Source organism: Pseudomonas sp. NPDC086251 (assembly GCF_044746405.1).
In the GTDB taxonomy this organism is placed as follows: Bacteria; Pseudomonadota; Gammaproteobacteria; order Pseudomonadales; family Pseudomonadaceae; genus Aquipseudomonas.
In genome coordinates this window covers 516037-534051 of record NZ_JBIVBY010000001.1, presented here as the reverse complement: position 1 = coordinate 534051, position 18015 = coordinate 516037, and the positions used below count along the sequence as shown (strand labels likewise).

The window sequence follows — 18015 nt, the reverse complement described above, 5'->3', positions numbered from 1 at the left end:
CGTTACAGACCATTATCAACTGACGAAACCATTCGAGGCGCTGTACTCATTCACCATCGATCTGACTAGCCTCCGACAGATTGGCTTCGATGGCTTTGATCGCGGCCGCCCCTCCTCGCTTGGTGAGGTCTATGCCGATGACCTTGATGTCTTCAACGTTAGGAAACCTCGAAGCGATTACCAACCAGTGTTCTTGCAATGCGATTACTAGATCATTAAACGTGCCCCGGCCTTTGGTGGGCGTCTCCCACGTCGCCTGACCTCCATGGTTCACCAGCAAGAAGATCCCGCAGCTTGAGCTTATGTCGCGTAGATAGTCCCCGCAGAGTTGGTTTTCGAGCCGTTCGAAATGCCCGGGGCCGCTCCAGTTCTGTGAAAGCTTAAGTTCGACAGGCACGGGCGCATAGTACTGGCTGTTTTGGAATCGATAATCAGGGCGTTTGTCATCGGCAAGCTGCTCTTCCTGCGGCACGACGTAGCGTCCAGCAGCATGATCCCTCAACCACTTACCGATGAACTTCCGGATGGAAGTCTCCTGATTGGTCTGGAGCAAAATTTCTGCGTAGCTCGAATCGCTATCTTCAAGATCATGCTTTAAGTCCAGAAGTCGATCTATCGCGAGATTCCAGAGGTCACGGTGGGTGGATGGCGTGCTTTCCAGCGACTTGTGAAATTCAACGATCTTCGATGGTTCCCACGGCGGCGTCTGCGAGTCGGCTGTAGCTTTTTGCTGAGCGTAGAATGCACTCCAGGAACGTAATCGCTCTGCAGGGTGGGCCTGTGCGATTTCCTGCAATGCTAGGAATGATTCCTTCCCAGGCGTCTCTCGGATAAAAGCTAAAAGCCCATCACGAGCATTCTGGGCATCGTCCCTAAGTCCTGGCGAATAGACTCCTTTTCCTGCACGGTCAATGTCTTCTGCAATACGTATGTATGTGTGCATCAGCAGATACAGCGATTTGACATGCTCAACCGTTTTGTAATTCTGCCGACAACGGCTGGCAGTGCGGCTTCCGACAATGGCGATCAGGCAAAGCATGGCAAATGTGGCTTTTTCCTCATCTGAGGATAACGAGTCGATGCGAGCTACTAATGCCGGGATAGCAAGCGCTGGCTCCACTCCAACCCACGCGGCGTACCAAGTCGGCGCAATCTCTGAATTGACTTCTTCTATGGCACGCTTGCTGACGAGCTCGGCCAGTAACTCATCAACGACCGACGACTCCTGCACAATGCTCAGCACGAGCTGGAGCGACTCAAGGTCGCTTATATGCTGTGTCAGCCGGGCCATGAGCGGAGCAGCAAGCTCTTCGTACATCCAACCCCCACCCCAGCGCAGTCTTTGTAGCACCCGATTGCCGCCCAACTCCAAACGTGGCGCATCCATCTCGTAATTGATTTCACGCAGTACGACTTCTTGGATATCACGCGGGTATAGCCCAAAAAGCCTGGGAAGCCACTCTGGAAAGCCATTCAGCTCAAGCAACCCATAGCGAGCTGCGTACTTAGCGTTATCTGCTGACATCTTCGAGAAGCTCGCTGGCTCCTCTTTCGCTTCAATAGCGAGCCCAGTCAAGCCAAAAATCACTTTGTATGGAATCGAATTGGCAGGAGCCCCCTCGGATGGCAGAGTTGGGCAATAGCCCCGCCAGAAATTAACAGCGCCGGTACGAAACGCTTGGGCAACTGGCAGGCCGAACTCAGTTATGAGCGACTGCCAATTACCGCTGCTCCAAGTATTTGACGATGATGAGCCCTCACGCATCTGTTCCATTAGGTAATCTTGCTTTCGAGTCATCACGCCTGGCTCGGGGCTGTTTATCAGCGCCACTTCGGCGGCGAGCCCTTCTCGCCAAGAGCGACGATGCTCTGCCTCTTCAGACTTTCGCTGGGTGGCTTCTTCCTTCCACTGAGCCTGCTTGATCTCCCACTCCTCAACTTGTCGCTCCGGTGGGTTTAAGAGAATTTCAAGCTTCTCGCGAAGCTTGTCGTGAGCATCAGCTGATTGCCGAAGTTGAGCGTCCCACGAAGATGGTTTGCCGTGCTGTGTGTAGATGTTAAACGCCATGCTGAGCGACATCTGTCGATCATGCATATTCGTGAGGCAAACGATGTGTTCGCAGGCGAGGCCAAAGTTATCGCTATTCAACGACCAGAATGGCCGGAAACCAAGCAACTGCCAGACGTTAGTTACAGGTTCCCCACGATGCACTCGGCCGTTGCGAGCTAATTCAACATCATACCAGAACAGCTTGTAATCGAGCTCCGGCCATGAAGGCACTATCTCCCTGAGTTTCTCGCCAAGCTCTCGAGTATCTCGCTCTTCGTAAATGTGCGCCTGGGCCAGCTTGCTCAGAATCGCGAGGGCTGACTCATCAAGCGCAAACGGGTCTCGTGCCTGGAGCAAACGGAGTACTGCCAGACCAGCTATCTCGGCTAGCCAGGCGTACCTCTTAGAGATAGCGCTGAAACCGTGCCCTTCAGTTGGAGGCTTGTCTAAAAGCGCACCGAGACCGCATATGAGGGCTGGCAGGTTTTCTAGCGGACAATCCATTGCCAAGGAAGAAAGCTTCAACGCTAGGGAATCCCTACCGCTATATCGCTCCTTCTTCGCACTTCTCTCGATCGCCTGTAGCAACCAAGGCAGCCATTGGCTATCGAGCGCAAGCCCGTCAAGCAGCTCAGCTAGCCACTCCCGGTTAACTTTGGAGTCTCCTGCCAGAAGAGCTAGGCGCACATCGGCTACATCTTGGGCCGTCCCCAGGTCGATAACGGCTCGGATTGCTGCCAAACGAGTATGTTTATGCTGAGCATCGAGGGCAAATTGCTTAGTCTCTGCAAGTGCCCCCACCACCTCGCCCTGCCACACCATTCTTAAAAGGAACCAGGCGATGTCATCGTTGATACGGTAAAGCGTCAGTAGTTCTTTTATGTCTTCAGTGAGATCGTGGTGCGCGAATCGCTGTACGGCTGAATAGTCAGTCATCGTCCAGCTGTGAGCCGGCTGTGCCAAGTGCTCGCACGCTTTGCGCAGCACTCTGCGGCGTGTACTAAGCGGGAGCTGCCCAGGATCGCCGCCCTCAAAAAACACCTCCGGAGTAACCTCCTCCAGGCGTGTACAAATGCGATCATCCAACAGGGCCAACCAGGGTAGAACTGGACGCATCGAAGGATTGATAACCTCCAGCCCATATTGTGTACGGAAGAATAAGTTCTCGATTTTGACCCGCGAACCTGCGCCACGGATGAGTTCGTGTAGCCATTCTGCTGTTAGATATTCTCGGACAGTACGATGGTGGAAACGAACCGTTCCATAGATGCCTGGCTCGAAAATTGGTCGATTCAGCAAGGCTGCTGATTCTGTGTCATTCCAATCCGTCAGCACGTCGCGAATGGGAATCCCACTTTTATTGGTCTCACCATCAGGGACGCGGATCGCAGACGTTTGCCCTAATGTTGTTGCTGCTGCAATTAAGCGTACGCCTTCCCTGAGCCTATCTGGAGCAATGGGCCTAGATTCGGCGCGATCTTGGTCACGCTCTTCAAGGCGGCGATTAATGCTGCTTTTCATGAGCTCCAAGCGCGAGCCTATTCGATGGTGCTCGCGCCAAAAGTCGACGAGTTCCAGGAAGTCCAGAGGGCGCGTGGTTAGCGACCATGCTTCCTTGCGCTCAACTGCGGCGCGAAACGCTTTGATGTCTTGGACGCCAGTGGCATTTAAGAAGCGATCAATCTGTTCGTCATGGATGTCGTCCAGCGTCACCAAGAGGAACGACGTATCTGGCTCCGTGTTGTATGGAACCGTCTGCACAACGTCCTCAAAACCGTCAGTTATTGTGGAAGGTGCTTGCCGAGCTACGGGCCCAAACGCGAAAGCCTTTTCACAGATCGCAAGATCCGTCTTTGCGCGCCATGCTGTGCTTCGTCCAGTGATGATTATGTGCGCTTGGGCTACAGTGTTTTGGATCAATCGGCCAAGTTTTCGGATCGCGCGCTCAAAATCTTTCGGATCATTTAACCGAGCCTCGTCGACTGAATCCATCAGCAGCCAGCCCTCGGTGTCTGAAGCGAGCCAGCTCTCGAACTCATCAAACGTCCCCACCTCGAAGGCGTCCTCCAAGTCTGAAGTGACGTTCTCAATACGAAGAAAGAATGAAGTTTTGCCTTGGCTACGGAGCTGGCAAGCGACGTTTCGAATCTCAGCAGTTTTACCTGATCCCGCCTCGGACAGCAGTATCACCCGATTATGAATTAGCAAGTCAGGCCAGCGGAGCTCTCCCTGCCGGCTATGCCTACCGCTTAGGTCTACATCGTCAGACGCATCAGCATCAAGAGGGATTTTGGAGAAGGTGCGATCAAGGTCAATGAAGGCGTCCGAGTGCTTGGTCATCGCGAGTCTCAAAGCAGGTCAGGAGCAGTCCCGACGCGGGCTGCCGAAACTCTGCCATCCTACTCGAAATGCCACCTCCACCGGTGCTTCCTGCGGGGGCTCAACTCAGGTATCCCGTGAGTGCCAGCATGCTCCCGGTTAAATCATCGTCCTGCCTTGGCTCATCCTTGCCATATGGCCTGGCAAGTGGATTGGAACTCACCATCACTGTGAACATCGGTAACGATTTCCGGTACGACGGATGCATTCTGATTAAAGAAAGTTGCCGCTTCGCTCGATCTCCCTTGAGCGCATAGTATTTTTGTTGCGTTGATAGCTACCCACCGGCGAGTCCTGTTCTCGCTCGGGCTGAGCTTCCAAGCACGACTAATACTCCCTAGCGCAGCAGCGAATTGCTTTGTTCGAAATTCTGAATACGCCTTAAAATTCCAGGCCAGAGGGTCGTTTGGGTTTTGGGCAACCGCAGTGTTGAAATTTCGCAATGCACTCTCGTAATCCCCTTTCCTAGCGTAAGCCCGGCCTGCCGCCATCCCGAGCGCCAACTTTTGATCTCCTAGGGCACTCACAGCGCTTGTAGTGACGATCAATGGTGGAACCGAGCTTTCCTCTTCAGCGGTATCTTGTTGCGCACTAGAAACTCTATTGACGTCTTGAGCGCCAGAGCGCCGTGACGCGAGCTCCCTTCTGATCGTTTGGACTTGACTGATTAGAGCATCAGCGTCCGCTGGTAATACAAGTTTTACCAAGGCAGTCAATCTCAATTCAGCGTCGGGCTCATCTGACATGATCATGTCTATGTGATCTTGCAAGAACTTGACTCGGGTAGCATCTCTGGAGCGTTCCATCTCGCTCTGCTTCAGTCTGAGGTCATCTGCCCTCTGCTGTAGCTCTACCTCCTGCCGTTGGGTATCAAGTTTTAGCCGAGCCGACTCATTGAGGTAGCTTGACGTAGCGGGAATGATAACTACGACAACACTAACAAAAGCGCCTACCCATAGAACTGTTCGGCTGTGACTGCTTTCCGACCTAAATTTTGTATTTTCGAGACGAAGCCTGTCGCGTTCGATTCCTTGGTTGGAGGTATCCTGATCCAATCGCGTTTCCCCACATAGACAAATGGTGATGGTAATGGCAATAGGCTACCCACACCGATGTCGCATTGCCACTCAAGTAGCTGCACTTAGTTGATCATGTCGACCACTTGGTCGGTGGCTGGCCGTTGATTCTGTGCGCGACCTTCGGAACGGCAGGTTTACGCCACCAAAACTGCGCGCATGTGTTAGCGCCAATCCATAACCAAGGGCTAAAAAATGATGGCGTTATGATGGCGACAGCTTGTGGGTATTGATAGATTAGGGGCTCATCGTGCCTTTGGCCGTACCAGGGCCGATTCATCACGATAGTAGGCAATTGGTTTTCTTGGTATCTGACGCCAGGAGCAACGCCTTACATCATTGAAACTATAGGGGCGACGATGGCAAATCCAGGAAACAGCAAGGACGATCACGATTTGGACGCGGCATTTCGGGCGCAGCGGGTGCTCCCCGATGCCGTGAAAGCTTTCGCCTGGTGTTCCAAACCTCTCGTAGAAGCCATTGGTAACGCGGACATTGTGCTGGATACCAATGCACTGCTGATCCCCTATGGCGCAGGCGCTGCCAGTCTGCAGCAGATCATCGATATCTTCAGACGCCTTGCCTCTGAGAATCGAATATATCTGCCGGCGCAGACTGCGCGTGAGTTTGTAAAAAACCGCCCGAACAAGATCGGTGAGCTGATCAAAGGTATCCCTGACAAGCTCAGCGCACTCGTAGTGCCCTCCACGCTTTCTTATCCAATTTTGGAGGGGGTTGGTCAATACAATGATTTGAACGGGCTGCTCTTGGAGGCCCGTGACATCAAGAAAAAGATCTTGAATGCCCAAAGAGCCCTCGGCGAGCAAATCCAGTCTTGGGAATGGGATGATCCTGTCAGTGCTTCGTACAAGAAGGTATTTAACGCCGAGAACATCATTGAGCTGGCTGAAGAGGAGAGCGAGCTCCTGACAGAGCATGTTGCTCGCCAGAAACTTCAGATCCCACCGGGCTATAAAGACCAGTCCAAGGACGACTATGGGATTGGTGATTTTTTGATCTGGAAAACGATTCTTCAGATCGGACGACAGAATAAGAAAGACCTAATTTTCGTGAGTGGTGACGAGAAGGCTGACTGGCAGCATCGCTCCGATAGTTCGGGTTTTGCACCTCGCTACGAGCTTGTGAATGAATTTGCTGCTGTAGCGGAAGAAAGATCCTTTTATATCATTCAGCTCAGCAAGCTGCTGGAGCTCCTTGAAGCCAAGAAGGATCTGGTGGAAGAGGTGCAGCAGGAAGAAGCTCGGGTGCAAGCAGCGACCCAAGTATCAATCGGCTGCCCTTATTGCGAAAGCTTGGTCGCTGCCAACCTTAACCTCGCACCAGGCTCCTCAGCTATGCCAGGGTGCACTGCATGCCACAACCATTTCCACTTGCACAGAAATGGTGAGGGCGATGTCCTCGTCCGCAAGCGTTTCGAAAATCGGATAGAGGAGGTTACGACGGTTGAATGCCCTAGCTGTACCAGCAGTCTTGAAGCGGTTCTCAAGCAAGACCTTAACGCTACAACTTGGTGTTTCTGCTTCGATTGCAACAGCAAATTTGCTATTCACCGGATGCGAAATGGGACAGTTAAGGTAGGACGAGCTCAGTCCTAAATACCCCAGAATCTTACTTGAGCAAGGCGTGCGGGTCGCACTTGACGATTCGCACACTTACGCTTGATTCCAATGGGCAAAAAAGCAAGGTAACTGTCGCCGATTGGGCAACCCAATCTCAGTAGTGCAGCTCCCTGACCACGTATTAGGCCAGCTCATTGTGCTGTCTGACTGTGCGACAACTCAGGCTAGCTTAGGGCTCCCAAGGCACTCTGATTGCGGTGAGAATGTGAAAGCAGCTGGTCAACCTGATGATGGCTTTTAGCCTCGATGCCAGCTAGGATCTGGAGCACTTCAACATCAAGGACGGATATGAAAAGACTCATCGCTGTGATGGCAGTTTATTTGGCTCTTGGCGGTTGCGCTACGTCGCACTACACCGCAGGCCGAGACTTTCCGTCGGCCAGTGTGGCGAATATCACCAAGGGCAAAACCACGACTACCGAGTTGAAGTCGCTATTCGGTGAGCCCTATGCCAAGAGCGCAGTCAGCGAGACTGATGAAAAGTGGGTATACACCTACACCAATGGCTCAGCCCATGCTCAAAGCTACGTGGTTACCATGAAGGTGACGACCACTGGCACTCAGAAAACGCTCGACGTTCTGATCCGCAATGACGTGGTCATCAACTACACGTTCAGTGAGGGCCCTGCGCCCGGCACAACCACCGCTACTAACTGAGACCGCCACCTTGGCACTGGGCGACCCACCGCGTTCAGTCAGGTGTTGATGGAGCACACGCCCATGGACAGAACGTATGCTTTCGTGGATGAGTCCGGTAATCCCGACCTTGATACGTCAAAGAGTGGAAGCTCGGGCTTCTTCATCGTGTGCTCCATTCTGGTGGCAGAGAAAGATCTGGATGCTGCCTATGCCCAGGCTGAAGCAATCCGAAAGCTTCATTTTCAAAAAGGTGAGATCAAATCCAGCAACCTGAAGCCCAAGGATTCTGATCGCCGTGCTCGGATCTTGAGCGAGCTGGCCGAGCTCCCGTTCAAGCTCTATTTCACCGTCGTTGATAAGTCACGAATCCACAAAGATGGCGGCCTCCGTATCAAGACCTCGTTCGTTAAATACGTGAACGGCTTGCTCTATGAACGTCTATTTAGAGCACACCCTGATCTCCGAATGATCGTAGACGAGCATGGTGGACAGGAATTTCAGGAGAGCCTCAAAAGCTACGTTGTAGAACGGTTCGTTGACGACCTGTTTGGCGATGAGGATGCCTTTCAGACGAAGTCCAGTAAGGACAACGTTTTGGTTCAGGTTGCAGATTTTTTCGCCGGCTCGGTGGCTCAGATCTACGAAGAGAAAGCATCGGAAGAAGCAGTTTTCGCCTACAAGAAGATCCTTCGCAGCCAAACTCTCGGCATGCTGGAGTGGCCATCCAAGTACCAGTCTCTTCTGCCGCCGCCGACGAATGAGTCTGGCTATGCAGACTACCAAATACACCAGGAAGCTCTTCGTCAGGCTGACAGTTTTAGCGAGAGGGTTGGTAAGCACTCTGATGAGGATGAGCGCCTGCAGCTAGGAATCTTGCGGTTCTTGAGATTTCAAAGCGAATTCGTCACCAAGGACTACGTGCTGACTACCGAAATCATCGCCCATCTAAAAGACAGTGGGTTCGGAGTGGTTGACGGCCAGAGAATTCGCTCCAGCGGCATTGCCAAGCTTCGCGATGCAGGGGTAATCATCTCTAGCGCGGTCAAGGGTTACAAGATTCCCCAAACACGTGCGGACATAAACGACTTCCTACAGCGAGCATCGGGCATCGTCGTCCCTCTTCTCGAGCGCGTTAAAAAAGCACGCGAGGTTTATCGCCTGAGCAGTCGAGGAGAATATGACATCGTCACTGCGGCCAACCTTACTGAGCTAGCTAAACTTCTCACCGCACTTGAGGCGTTTGCAGATGAGTGAGCTGTGCAGTCGTATCAACGCGTCGCCGGACGTTGAAATGATCCAAAAAGAAGTCCTGGAGGTGCTGAGTGAGGCCAAGGTGCTCGCACGGAGGTTCTACCGACTGACCGGTAAACCGCTGGGTATTACTGTCGAGGTGGCCGAGTACGAAGCGGCTACGAAACTTGGACTCGAACTGCACCCTGCCAGACAGGCTGGTTATGACGCTACAGAAAGCAAAGACGATGGCGTCGCAAGAATTCAGATCAAAGGCCGATGCATTCTGAATCCGCTAAAGATCACTGGGCGCCTGGGCTCGATTGATTTGAGGCAACCTTTCGATTCCGTGCTGTTAGTGCTGCTTGATTCGGAATTCAATGCCTTTGCAATGTACGAGGCGGGTCGAGCAAAGGTGGAGGCAGCGCTGACCTTGCCAGGGTCGAAATCCAGAAATGAACGGGGAGCATTGGCCATTAGGCAATTCATGTCGATAGCTACGTTGCGCTGGGCTCGCCATGAACCCATCGAATCGTAGAATTCATGACTGCCCGTGGGTCGAATGCAAGGTAGAATTTAGCCCCTACGTTGGACTCTCTGGGGCGAACATGCTGGCAATGATACGGGCATCCAGGAGAGCGTGATGTGGAAGTGGAATCCCGTCGTTTATGGCATCTAGAGTGGTTGCGTCAGTGGGGTAATTCCGGACGTTCCTTGGCCATTTCCCATCGGCATATGCGAGTTCGCAGAAAAGCTCCCAGTCATACTGTGGAGCGTCTGTGACAATTTCCAAAGCTTCGTCGAACGACGCAAGAAACTTCAACAACGCTGATCTTGCCCCACTGATCGGTAGCGCATAGCTTCCGCCCCAGAGCTGCGGAAGGACGATCTCTACGACGAAGTCGCTGCAGTCTGCTTCTCGCCATATGTCGAGTAATTCCACGTAGAACTCGCGCCCATCCTCGGCCACCAAAGCGAGCGATATAAGCTTCGCTGACGCTGAGAGCTGGGTAAACTCGCAATCGAGAAAGAGCCTCATGCTGTTAGCACTCCGTGATGACTAGGGCTCGCCTACATATGGCGCAGAAAGGGCACCCATGAGAGATGGCTCTCGAGCATCTGGGCTCAGAGGGTGTACTTCAATCCTATTAGAAATTGTCGAGCTAAGCTCCGCCCTTTGAGATGTTGTATGAACTCTGAATTAACTGAAGAAGAAATGCGTCGTGCCCTGTTCGGTACGCCTCAGCCCGAAGAGCAGGTGTCTGCGCCTGTAGTAGAGGAGCCTGTGCCAGAGGTTCTCTTTACGAAGCCGGTAGCTGCTCTCGTAGCGAAGAAGAAAGCGGCGAAAGCGTTTACGCCCAGGCTTAGGGTCACGCTCCGGGTTGGGAACGAATTTGAGGGGAAGATGCAGGAGTTGACTCACGAGGCCGACACGTTGAGCTCGTTGCTTGCCGAGCAAGAGGCTGTGAAGGCTGCCAGGAAGAAGTACAAATATGTGGAAGTGGTATCGGTCAAATCGATGTAGCCGCTCCCGCTGGCCTGGCTATACGGCTAGACGTGCGCCCAACAGGATCATCGAGTGTGGCACCTGCATGGAACGGCTTTCGGAAAGCCGTTGCTAAAAGTTTTGAGCAAGGACTGCGCGATGATCGAGGGTGATTTGGCGTGAGTTCAACTGGTAAAAAATGATCAATGAAGACTCCTTGCAGATTAAGTGAGATTGAAACGTGGTCGTTCAAGGGGTCAATGAAAGGTAAATCATGGGGAAATCTTATACCTCTCATTGCCCCCTGAAATACTTAAAATCAACGCTTAACAATTTGATAAATAAGGAATATTTAGAGTTTTACAAATATAGGCCTTTCTAGAAGTGACCCTGCACCTTGAAGTACAAAGGAGCCAACGTAGTGAAGCAGGGTTAGCAACCATGTTGGAATTAGCTAAAGAGATCGTAAGTAGCGGGCCTTCGGGAGTTATCGCATTGCTGGCATTTGCAGCATTCGGCGTAGCTTGGAAAGCTCTATCAGTGCTGGAATCAGTGAAGAAGAAGGACAAGGAATGAGACCCTGGTCGAAAGTGCCGGCATGGTGGTCTGATGAGATTGCACTCCTTCGCGGAGGTGCTCATGCCGGGCGGTCTCAGGCGATGCTTCGTGTGATCTTCCCTCTTGCAACGATGACCCCTACTGCGAAGACATACACGGTCGTCTCCTCTGTCAGCGAGCTGATGGAGTGCACAGGATTAAGTCGGCCCATGGTTCGCCAAGCTTTAGTAGATGTGGAGTCACGCGGCTGGATCCGGCATAAGCCCGGGGGAGGCAAGCTCAAGTCTGAGTACACGCTGGTATGCCCGCATTTCGAGGCAGAGAAGGACGGGTATTACTACAAAATCCCAAACAACGAGGTTGTTAAGAAGCTTCCGAAGATTTCGCGCCGGGGAGAGAAGGCGCTTGCGGCGCTTAAGATCTACGCCGTGCTACTGATCGTCCGACCGAATCAAGCAAGGATCTCGAGCATCAATGTCGAGAACTTGAGAAATAGGGCTGCTGTGCAGTGGACTTCTCTTCGAGACGGCCTATCGATCCTCGCTACGCACGGCATGATCGTTGTAGATAAAGCCCCTGGTGATGATGGTGAGTACGTGAAAAACCAATACGTGATCAAGGGGGACATTGTCAGAGAAATCCCGGCATGATCCATGGCCGCGCTAGGTGGGGAAGTATTGTCGCCGGAAAACGTGTGGAGACGCGAGATGGAGGCCCCCAGAACGATATGCCAAGCTGATCTACAATTTGACCACATAGCAATCGGGCTATGTGGTTAATGGAGACGATATGAGTTCTATCGACGCTACTTGCAGTTGTCATCTAGACTTCCTAATAAATCAGTTTTGCATAGCTTGCGATGGTAGCAAGATACGTAATAAAGATCGCGAAGCTACTATTCTCCGTAATCGAGACAGAAAGTTCCCAACACAAATTGAGTATTTAGAATTTGATGGTGGTCACTGCAAGCAGAAATATAAATCATTAACCGAGGATTGGCGGTGCCCATGCTGCAACCGTACCAAATTCCAGGTGCTCCGCTGGACTATGCGATTACCTAAAAGCCCCTCACGGTTTGAAGGCTGGGTTGTTGGTCTGCATACACATCACGATCATGCCAGCGACGCCTATGGTGGCATGTATACCTTGCAAGGAGCTGCAGCCGCAAGATTTGCCCCGGTAATAATTTGCGAGCAGTGTAACTCCGCAGATTCCTCTGCAAAGAAAAAGCTACGCCTGCCTGAAAACTTCACCTTTACCCCGGTTGAGATTAAAAGCTTTATTTATCCCACTGCACACGGTTGGCATATTATAAATTATGCTGTGGCACAGGATGTGTATCGCAAATTCGAAGCGTCGAAAGCTGTACCAAAATTCTTCTGAGCCGATTATAGATGGATGGTAGATTTATTTTCAAAAAATTCTCAATTTAATGGTCAGTTCTGTGATAGGGACACTAAATAAAGGACAACTATGAGAAAAAACAATGTCCAAATTCATCAACTCTATCACCGGCCTTCTTAATGCCATTCTTCTGGCCGTTAACATCACTATAGCCATCGTTCCACCTACCGTGCCAACAACTCAACCAATCCCGATCATCCTCATCACCTATCCCCACTGTTAATCCGACCCCACCCCCCCCGGCTCAACCGGGGGGGGCTAGGTTCCGACATTGCGCTTGATCCGAAGGAAGAATGGAGCATCTGCCTGGTAATGCTTGAATGCAGGCCACGCATTCCTTAGCTTTTGCTACCCTAAGCTGATTATGCAATCACCAGGAAAGGAGATCGATTTGAGCACCGCAGCGACAGGGCATACCGGATTTAATATCCATGGATTTCTGACTGGCGACATACAAGAAACCATTGATCATGTTACTGGTGAAAATCCTGAGTGGTTTTCTCTGCTCAGGGATATCAACCAGCTCCTGCAAAAGATAGTCATCTCAGGATTTGAAAAGCATCACGGTAAAACCATGGATGTAAAGGTTCTAACCATGTTCTCTGCCATTAGGTCACTGAGCAATTTTCAGTCGGCAGTCATGAATCTTGAGCGCGGCATGGTAGTAGAAGCAAGAATCATGGCCAGGTGTCTATATGAGAATTCATTTTGTATCGGTGCCCTGATAGATAATCCGGATAAGTTCATCCCATTACTGAAGCACGACAACCTAGCAGCTAAACGGGGTCAGGCGGTAGCTTTAAAAAATGGCAGTTATTCCCTAGCTGCTGACGTTGAAGCCGCTATGGATGAACGAATATCTGGGGACAAGGGCCGCCATCTTAACTGGAAAGACATTGCCGATATGTCGTCGCTCTCTAACCATTACCTAATGTACAAGCATCTTTCCGACGATGCCATGCACTATTCAGCATCTTCTCTTAAGCGCTATATAGTTTCCGATAAGGAAAATAACACGTGGAGTGGCTACAGGTTTGGGCCTGGCACTAAAGATGAGGTGTTTAGTGCAGCTAACTTTTGTACGCAGCCTACTCTAGCAATCATGGTTGGATACTTGGAGGCGACAGAAGATACATCATATGATGGAGAGCTAACCCTTCTCCTGGATAGGTTTACATCTATCACGTCTAAGTGATTGTGAACTTTACTCCTATTTATCTGACTCGAATGCTGTAATAAAGATTCTTTTCCCGTCCGGTGTTCTCATGACGATGCCGCCATTTCGTAGTACCTTGGCATCGTCAATTCTCTCTAGAAGCTCTTCAATTTTATCTTTATTTGATTTATATATTGTGCCAACTGACTTTCGATATATGGCATCATACATATCATTCATCAGTTCGATATGCTCACCGAGAATTACTTTTAGATCTACTTCGGTGTGTTGTAGCGTTGTATTGTTGTAGTAATCACAGCGCATACCTGAAAGGGTAAATCGAACTGGAACAAAGCTTTCAGTCTTTCCAGCTTCGCGATTAATCGACACTATGCGCGCCAAGTTTATTCCTGACTTCACGTACCTGAAGGTTTGTCACTTTGCGCTCAATGTCACGAAGGTTCATTACGTTTGCAATCCGGTGTAGGTTGAGCAGGGCTTGTTGCTGGATGTACGTGGCGTTCAATACGCCATACAAGCGGATGTATTTGTCCCCGAAGTCGTCATACTTCGTGGGGCCATCAAGGCCATACTTGCAAAAATGCTCAATGCCTAAAAGGCTGTCGTTGATAATGTCCATCGATGAGCAAATGAAGCCCCAATCTTCAGGTTTTGTAAGCTTAAGCGCAGATTGAATAAAGACCTCGAAGTCGCCGTGATCAGTCGTGTGCCGCATCGCTTTTTCGTTGATGAGTTCGCGGTATGCTTCGTTGTAGTGATGTAGCGCTTTGAAGAGCTGTTCGATCATAAAATTGGGACTCCCTCTGGACTGTTCAGACTACACCAGGGCATCGAGGACACCAATGTGGCTATCAGGTAGAGCATTATGATCTTCAACGACTGTGGTTAGCGGACTACTGCTAAACGTGTGTGAGCCCGGATGCACGCCGCTGGTCATTCAACTCCGGAGATCGGTTTGGCACAAATCCCATTGCGCTGCTATCTGTATGGGAGCATCAGACGCTTGAGAACCTGCTGAATGCGCTCTGAAAACCATATCCAATGGTGAACGCCTTGCTGGGTTGGCTGTAGTGAAGCAAGCCATGTCTTGACCCGAGAAGCTTCAACATTCACGCCTTCGGCTTCGCCGGCCTGGCTCACATAAATAGAGAGGGAATTCATGACCTGCATCTTGGTTGGCTACGGCATCGGCGGGTGGACGATCAACAGGTTTGAGATCTGCGACACCCTCCAAGATCGCTTGGATTCAGACAGACACAAGTCTCCCAGAGCGGCTTCACCACCATGCGATGTGAAGCACTAACCTGTTAGTCGGGGCTTTAAGGCTTTCAGGTATGCAGCGAAGCTAGATCTGGTACCAAAGCAGATTGATAACGACTACTATTCCTCCCTAGCAGTAATAGCCATACGAAATCAGATAGTATTAAATTCCAAACACTGAGAGTAGCTTAGCAAAACGGAGGTTGCAGCATGAACATTTACGGCTCCGATGATAAAAAAAAGGTTTTCAAATTGAACTTTGACGACATTGGAGAAAACTTTTTAAGCGCGGTTATTCTTAGCAAATTAGAGATGGACTCCGACCAAGAAACTATAGAGATCGAGGTAGAGTTAAGCGATATTTTTTACCTCGATATAAACCCGCCCCAGCATGAGAAATATGAAATTTCAGTACCATCTAAGAGTGCCACAGCCTCGGATATAGAAAACCTTTTTCATATGATGCTTGGAATGGAAAAGCCAGTAGAGAAATTCAACACAGTAAGCTATGAGGATCATTTTGGCTCTTGGTTCACACGCACACTTGGCTATCTAAAGAATGGTGACTCGTGCGGAACCAAGCCGGTAATTGACTCATTCGAAAAAATTGGCATCGACCATACCGGAACACCTAAATTCAAAGTATCAATAACAAAAGCCAATTTTATCAAAAATTTCAAAGACAACATTTTGAGCCAGGTTTACTTTGGCGAAGAATCTTACTCCAAGCTAATTAAATCCATTGCCCTCTCTACACCTGCCATATCTGCTAGCAAACAGCTTGGATACCTGCGGACATTTCTTGAAAAAAGATCAGAATTAACAGGTGAAACAAAATTCAGCTTTCTCCTAAGTCAATTCAACTTCCGAAAGGCAATGATGCAACTCGATCTACCGAGCGGTAGCGCAATGATGCCCTCTCCCCTTACATCAGGTTCTGGTACCAAGGCCGCTCTGCCACTGCTTCTCGCCGTACAAGGTGAACTTGATATTCAGCAGATAAGAATACAATCTTCCGCCAACAACCTTCAAGACATTGACATTCAATTCTCCATACACAAACCGGCAGTCAATAATATATTTGGCGCAAACTACTGCTCACTACCTCACGAAACTCGCGAACGCATGAGCACAGTAGAAATCGTTAACTATGAAAAAATCTCGAAAGTCTTGCAACAAAATTACTGCTTTCACGGAAACCCACAGTTAGAAAAAGATTTTATTCAATTCTCCACCTGGGCACTTAAGCAGGTATCGCATTGTATCGAGGAGCCATCTTACCTGAAGAGTAAAGCAATTTCCTGGAGGCGTGATAATGAAGAAAAAGGGTATAAAAACATGGAGGATGATTTCTTCCTTCCATTTCTCTACGAAAAATTACGCGACCGATTCGACGACAAAGTGCAGAAAAAACCTGAAAGATTTGGCGGGAATGTAGATATCCTTTTCGGGCAGGTACCAATTGAGCTCAAGGTTAGAAAAGGCCACAAAGGAGCCTTGATAGACAAAATCGTCGACGAGTCCTACAAACCGGCTAGCCAGGCGGCAGCATACGCGGCAATTACACGCCTGGGTTGCGTTCTAGTTCTTGACGTACCCACGAGCGAGCCTAAAGTTACAAATATAACGGCATGTATTAAGATTGTTACTAAGAAATTTGAGGAAGCCGACCTACCTACTTCCATCGTTGTATTTATATTTCAGTGCAACACCCCTAAGCCCAGCAGCGCCGTCTAAATATCTCATATAAAAAATCTCTGCTTGTGGAATGTAGACTGCGGTAGCCGCCTGCATTTCACGAAAGCGGAAAATCCCCAACTAAACTACGTGTAGCGAGACGAAAATTCATCGTCCCGCTAACACATACTTTCTTATGAGTGGGCCAACCTGAACTCTATTTCATCCGAGCCATACTGAGCCTTCCACCTCTTCAGCAGCGTGGAGCTCCCACCTTGGGTCTCGATGATTTCCTCATTGTACTTATTTGCACTGCTTGACCTGGCAAGCACGCCGGCTGTCTTTTCTGCTGCCGCACGAGCGACGTTACTCAGGTGGGGCGCAAAACTCGATCACTGATCACAGACATCACGAGACATTGCCATCTCCAAAAGCTCCTTGGAAAATTGCTTTTGCACCCTTTCACGAACGGCATCCTTGCGACTTTGCATTGCACCAATGAGGTACTCGACCGTAAATTCATACTCCCCGTAGCCTCGCGAGAGCTTTTGCATGGCATCCGAAATAGCGACAATTGAGCATGCCAATTGCCGACATCCTTCAGGTGAAACCGCATTCCATGCAAAACGTGGTGAATAGCGGAGCATGGTATGACATGACACCAGTCGTCTAACCACATCATCTAACGCCAATCCGCTGCGCTGAGACTCCAGCAATGACTCGGGTGCGTACCAAAGCCATTCATCAACCGTTTCGCCCGTCAGAGGGTTGGTAAGCCCGTAAAAGGACTCACGAGGACGTTTCAGGAGGATCTCAGCAGCAGTGTCTGCATCTGTAAACACTCGCATTCCCTTGCCCATAGTCTCGTAGGTCGCTGCTCTCGTCACAGCATCGCCAACAATGAAGGCTCCAATAGTCCGATCAATTTTATTGGGTTCGTGGATATCTCCAAAGGCAAGACCGCCCCGACATAACAATCCTGCCTCAATCGCTTCGTGCATTAAGAAGCGTCCTGCGTCTGTAACCGCCCCAAGATCCTCAGACCAAAGAAATGCACAGTCTGATAATTGTGCAAGCTTCACAGTTTTGAATCGGCGGCCTGTTCGCATCAGTATCTTTCGAAAAGCTAGCAAAATCTGAGCAGCAAGCAGCTGATGGGGAAAGTTTCCTTCAGGCGTGATTTTCCATGGTGTGTATTCTGACTCCGTGAGCTTGAGTTTCCCTCGAGTGAGAGCGCTGAATCCGAGCATATCTACAAACAACACTGCCCCTTGAAAACTACGCATTCTTCCCTCCTGTTTTCTCATGCACCTGATAAACCACGCAGCAGCTCAGCGACAAGTGAGGTGAAGGCTGAAGGTGACCGGAACATGCTACCTCGTTGCTTTCGTGCAACCAGCAGGAATCTCCATTCCAGGTGGTTTGTCACCGACCAAGCT

18 protein-coding genes are annotated in these 18015 nt (G+C 50.3%); 10 read left to right on the top strand and 8 right to left on the bottom strand.

Translation table 11 applies throughout. The annotated features are described in order from the left end of the window. Positions 1-46: 46 nt before the first annotated feature. Both ACIPL2_RS02400 and ACIPL2_RS02395 read right to left on the bottom strand, forming a co-directional pair. Positions 47-4390, bottom strand: a complete 4344-nt coding sequence (locus ACIPL2_RS02400; protein WP_401352662.1) for a hypothetical protein — start codon at positions 4388-4390, stop codon at positions 47-49. 161 nt (positions 4391-4551) lie between these two features. Then, positions 4552-5181: a tetratricopeptide repeat protein gene (locus ACIPL2_RS02395; protein WP_401352660.1), complete on the bottom strand. Its 630-nt coding sequence runs from the start codon at positions 5179-5181 to the stop codon at positions 4552-4554. Between the two features lie 683 nt (positions 5182-5864). Between ACIPL2_RS02395 and ACIPL2_RS02390 the strand changes: the two genes are divergently transcribed. The 4 genes from ACIPL2_RS02390 to ACIPL2_RS02375 all read left to right on the top strand — a co-directional run bounded on the left by ACIPL2_RS02390 (position 5865) and on the right by ACIPL2_RS02375 (position 9552). Then, positions 5865-7121 (top strand): PIN domain-containing protein, encoded by a 1257-nt coding sequence (locus ACIPL2_RS02390; RefSeq protein ID WP_401352658.1) that lies wholly within the window; start codon positions 5865-5867, stop codon positions 7119-7121. 312 nt (positions 7122-7433) lie between these two features. Continuing rightward, complete coding sequence (locus ACIPL2_RS02385; protein ID WP_401352656.1) at positions 7434-7802, top strand: hypothetical protein; 369 nt, start codon at positions 7434-7436, stop codon at positions 7800-7802. A 63-nt stretch (positions 7803-7865) separates the two neighbouring features. Then, positions 7866-9038, top strand: a complete 1173-nt coding sequence (locus ACIPL2_RS02380; RefSeq protein ID WP_401352654.1) for a DUF3800 domain-containing protein — start codon at positions 7866-7868, stop codon at positions 9036-9038. After that, positions 9031-9552, top strand: a complete 522-nt coding sequence (locus ACIPL2_RS02375; RefSeq protein WP_401352653.1) for a hypothetical protein — start codon at positions 9031-9033, stop codon at positions 9550-9552. The genes ACIPL2_RS02380 and ACIPL2_RS02375 overlap by 8 nt, the downstream gene beginning before the upstream one ends. 45 nt (positions 9553-9597) lie before the next feature. Here ACIPL2_RS02375 and ACIPL2_RS02370 read toward each other — a convergent pair whose 3' ends face one another. Continuing rightward, positions 9598-10053 (bottom strand): hypothetical protein, encoded by a 456-nt coding sequence (locus ACIPL2_RS02370; protein WP_401352651.1) that lies wholly within the window; start codon positions 10051-10053, stop codon positions 9598-9600. A 150-nt stretch (positions 10054-10203) separates the two neighbouring features. On the opposite strand from ACIPL2_RS02370, the gene ACIPL2_RS02365 reads away from it, so the two are divergent. The 5 genes from ACIPL2_RS02365 to ACIPL2_RS02345 all read left to right on the top strand — a co-directional run bounded on the left by ACIPL2_RS02365 (position 10204) and on the right by ACIPL2_RS02345 (position 13657). Continuing rightward, positions 10204-10539: a hypothetical protein gene (locus ACIPL2_RS02365; protein ID WP_401352649.1), complete on the top strand. Its 336-nt coding sequence runs from the start codon at positions 10204-10206 to the stop codon at positions 10537-10539. Between the two features lie 402 nt (positions 10540-10941). Beyond that, positions 10942-11076 carry a hypothetical protein gene (locus ACIPL2_RS02360; protein ID WP_258347475.1) on the top strand — a complete coding sequence of 45 codons (135 nt, stop codon included), beginning with the start codon at positions 10942-10944 and terminating at the stop codon, positions 11074-11076. Next, positions 11073-11708 (top strand): hypothetical protein, encoded by a 636-nt coding sequence (locus ACIPL2_RS02355; protein ID WP_401352647.1) that lies wholly within the window; start codon positions 11073-11075, stop codon positions 11706-11708. The genes ACIPL2_RS02360 and ACIPL2_RS02355 overlap by 4 nt, the downstream gene beginning before the upstream one ends. Positions 11709-11847: 139 nt before the next feature. Then, positions 11848-12441, top strand: a complete 594-nt coding sequence (locus tag ACIPL2_RS02350; protein ID WP_401352645.1) for a hypothetical protein — start codon at positions 11848-11850, stop codon at positions 12439-12441. A gap of 412 nt (positions 12442-12853) precedes the next feature. Continuing rightward, positions 12854-13657 carry a DUF5677 domain-containing protein gene (locus tag ACIPL2_RS02345; RefSeq protein ID WP_401352644.1) on the top strand — a complete coding sequence of 268 codons (804 nt, stop codon included), beginning with the start codon at positions 12854-12856 and terminating at the stop codon, positions 13655-13657. Between the two features lie 15 nt (positions 13658-13672). On the opposite strand, the gene ACIPL2_RS02340 is transcribed toward ACIPL2_RS02345, so the two are convergent. From ACIPL2_RS02340 to ACIPL2_RS02330, 3 genes are all read right to left on the bottom strand, one after another. Further along, on the bottom strand, positions 13673-14008 hold the full coding sequence (locus tag ACIPL2_RS02340) for a hypothetical protein (protein ID WP_401352642.1): 336 nt from the start codon (positions 14006-14008) through the stop codon (positions 13673-13675). Beyond that, positions 13998-14426: a hypothetical protein gene (locus tag ACIPL2_RS02335; RefSeq protein WP_401352641.1), complete on the bottom strand. Its 429-nt coding sequence runs from the start codon at positions 14424-14426 to the stop codon at positions 13998-14000. The genes ACIPL2_RS02340 and ACIPL2_RS02335 overlap by 11 nt, the downstream gene beginning before the upstream one ends. A 191-nt stretch (positions 14427-14617) precedes the next feature. Beyond that, positions 14618-14800, bottom strand: coding sequence for a hypothetical protein (locus ACIPL2_RS02330; RefSeq protein WP_401352639.1), 183 nt, complete (start codon positions 14798-14800; stop codon positions 14618-14620). Positions 14801-15109: 309 nt separating this feature from the next. Here ACIPL2_RS02330 and ACIPL2_RS02325 point away from each other — a divergent pair, with 309 nt between their 5' ends. Further along, entirely contained in the window at positions 15110-16636 is a 1527-nt protein-coding gene (locus ACIPL2_RS02325; protein ID WP_401352637.1) for a hypothetical protein, read from the top strand. A 134-nt stretch (positions 16637-16770) separates the two neighbouring features. On the opposite strand, the gene ACIPL2_RS02320 is transcribed toward ACIPL2_RS02325, so the two are convergent. After that, positions 16771-16908, bottom strand: coding sequence for a hypothetical protein (locus ACIPL2_RS02320; RefSeq protein WP_401352635.1), 138 nt, complete (start codon positions 16906-16908; stop codon positions 16771-16773). A gap of 60 nt (positions 16909-16968) precedes the next feature. Beyond that, positions 16969-17862 carry a hypothetical protein gene (locus ACIPL2_RS02315; RefSeq protein WP_401352633.1) on the bottom strand — a complete coding sequence of 298 codons (894 nt, stop codon included), beginning with the start codon at positions 17860-17862 and terminating at the stop codon, positions 16969-16971. Positions 17863-18015 lie beyond the last annotated feature (153 nt).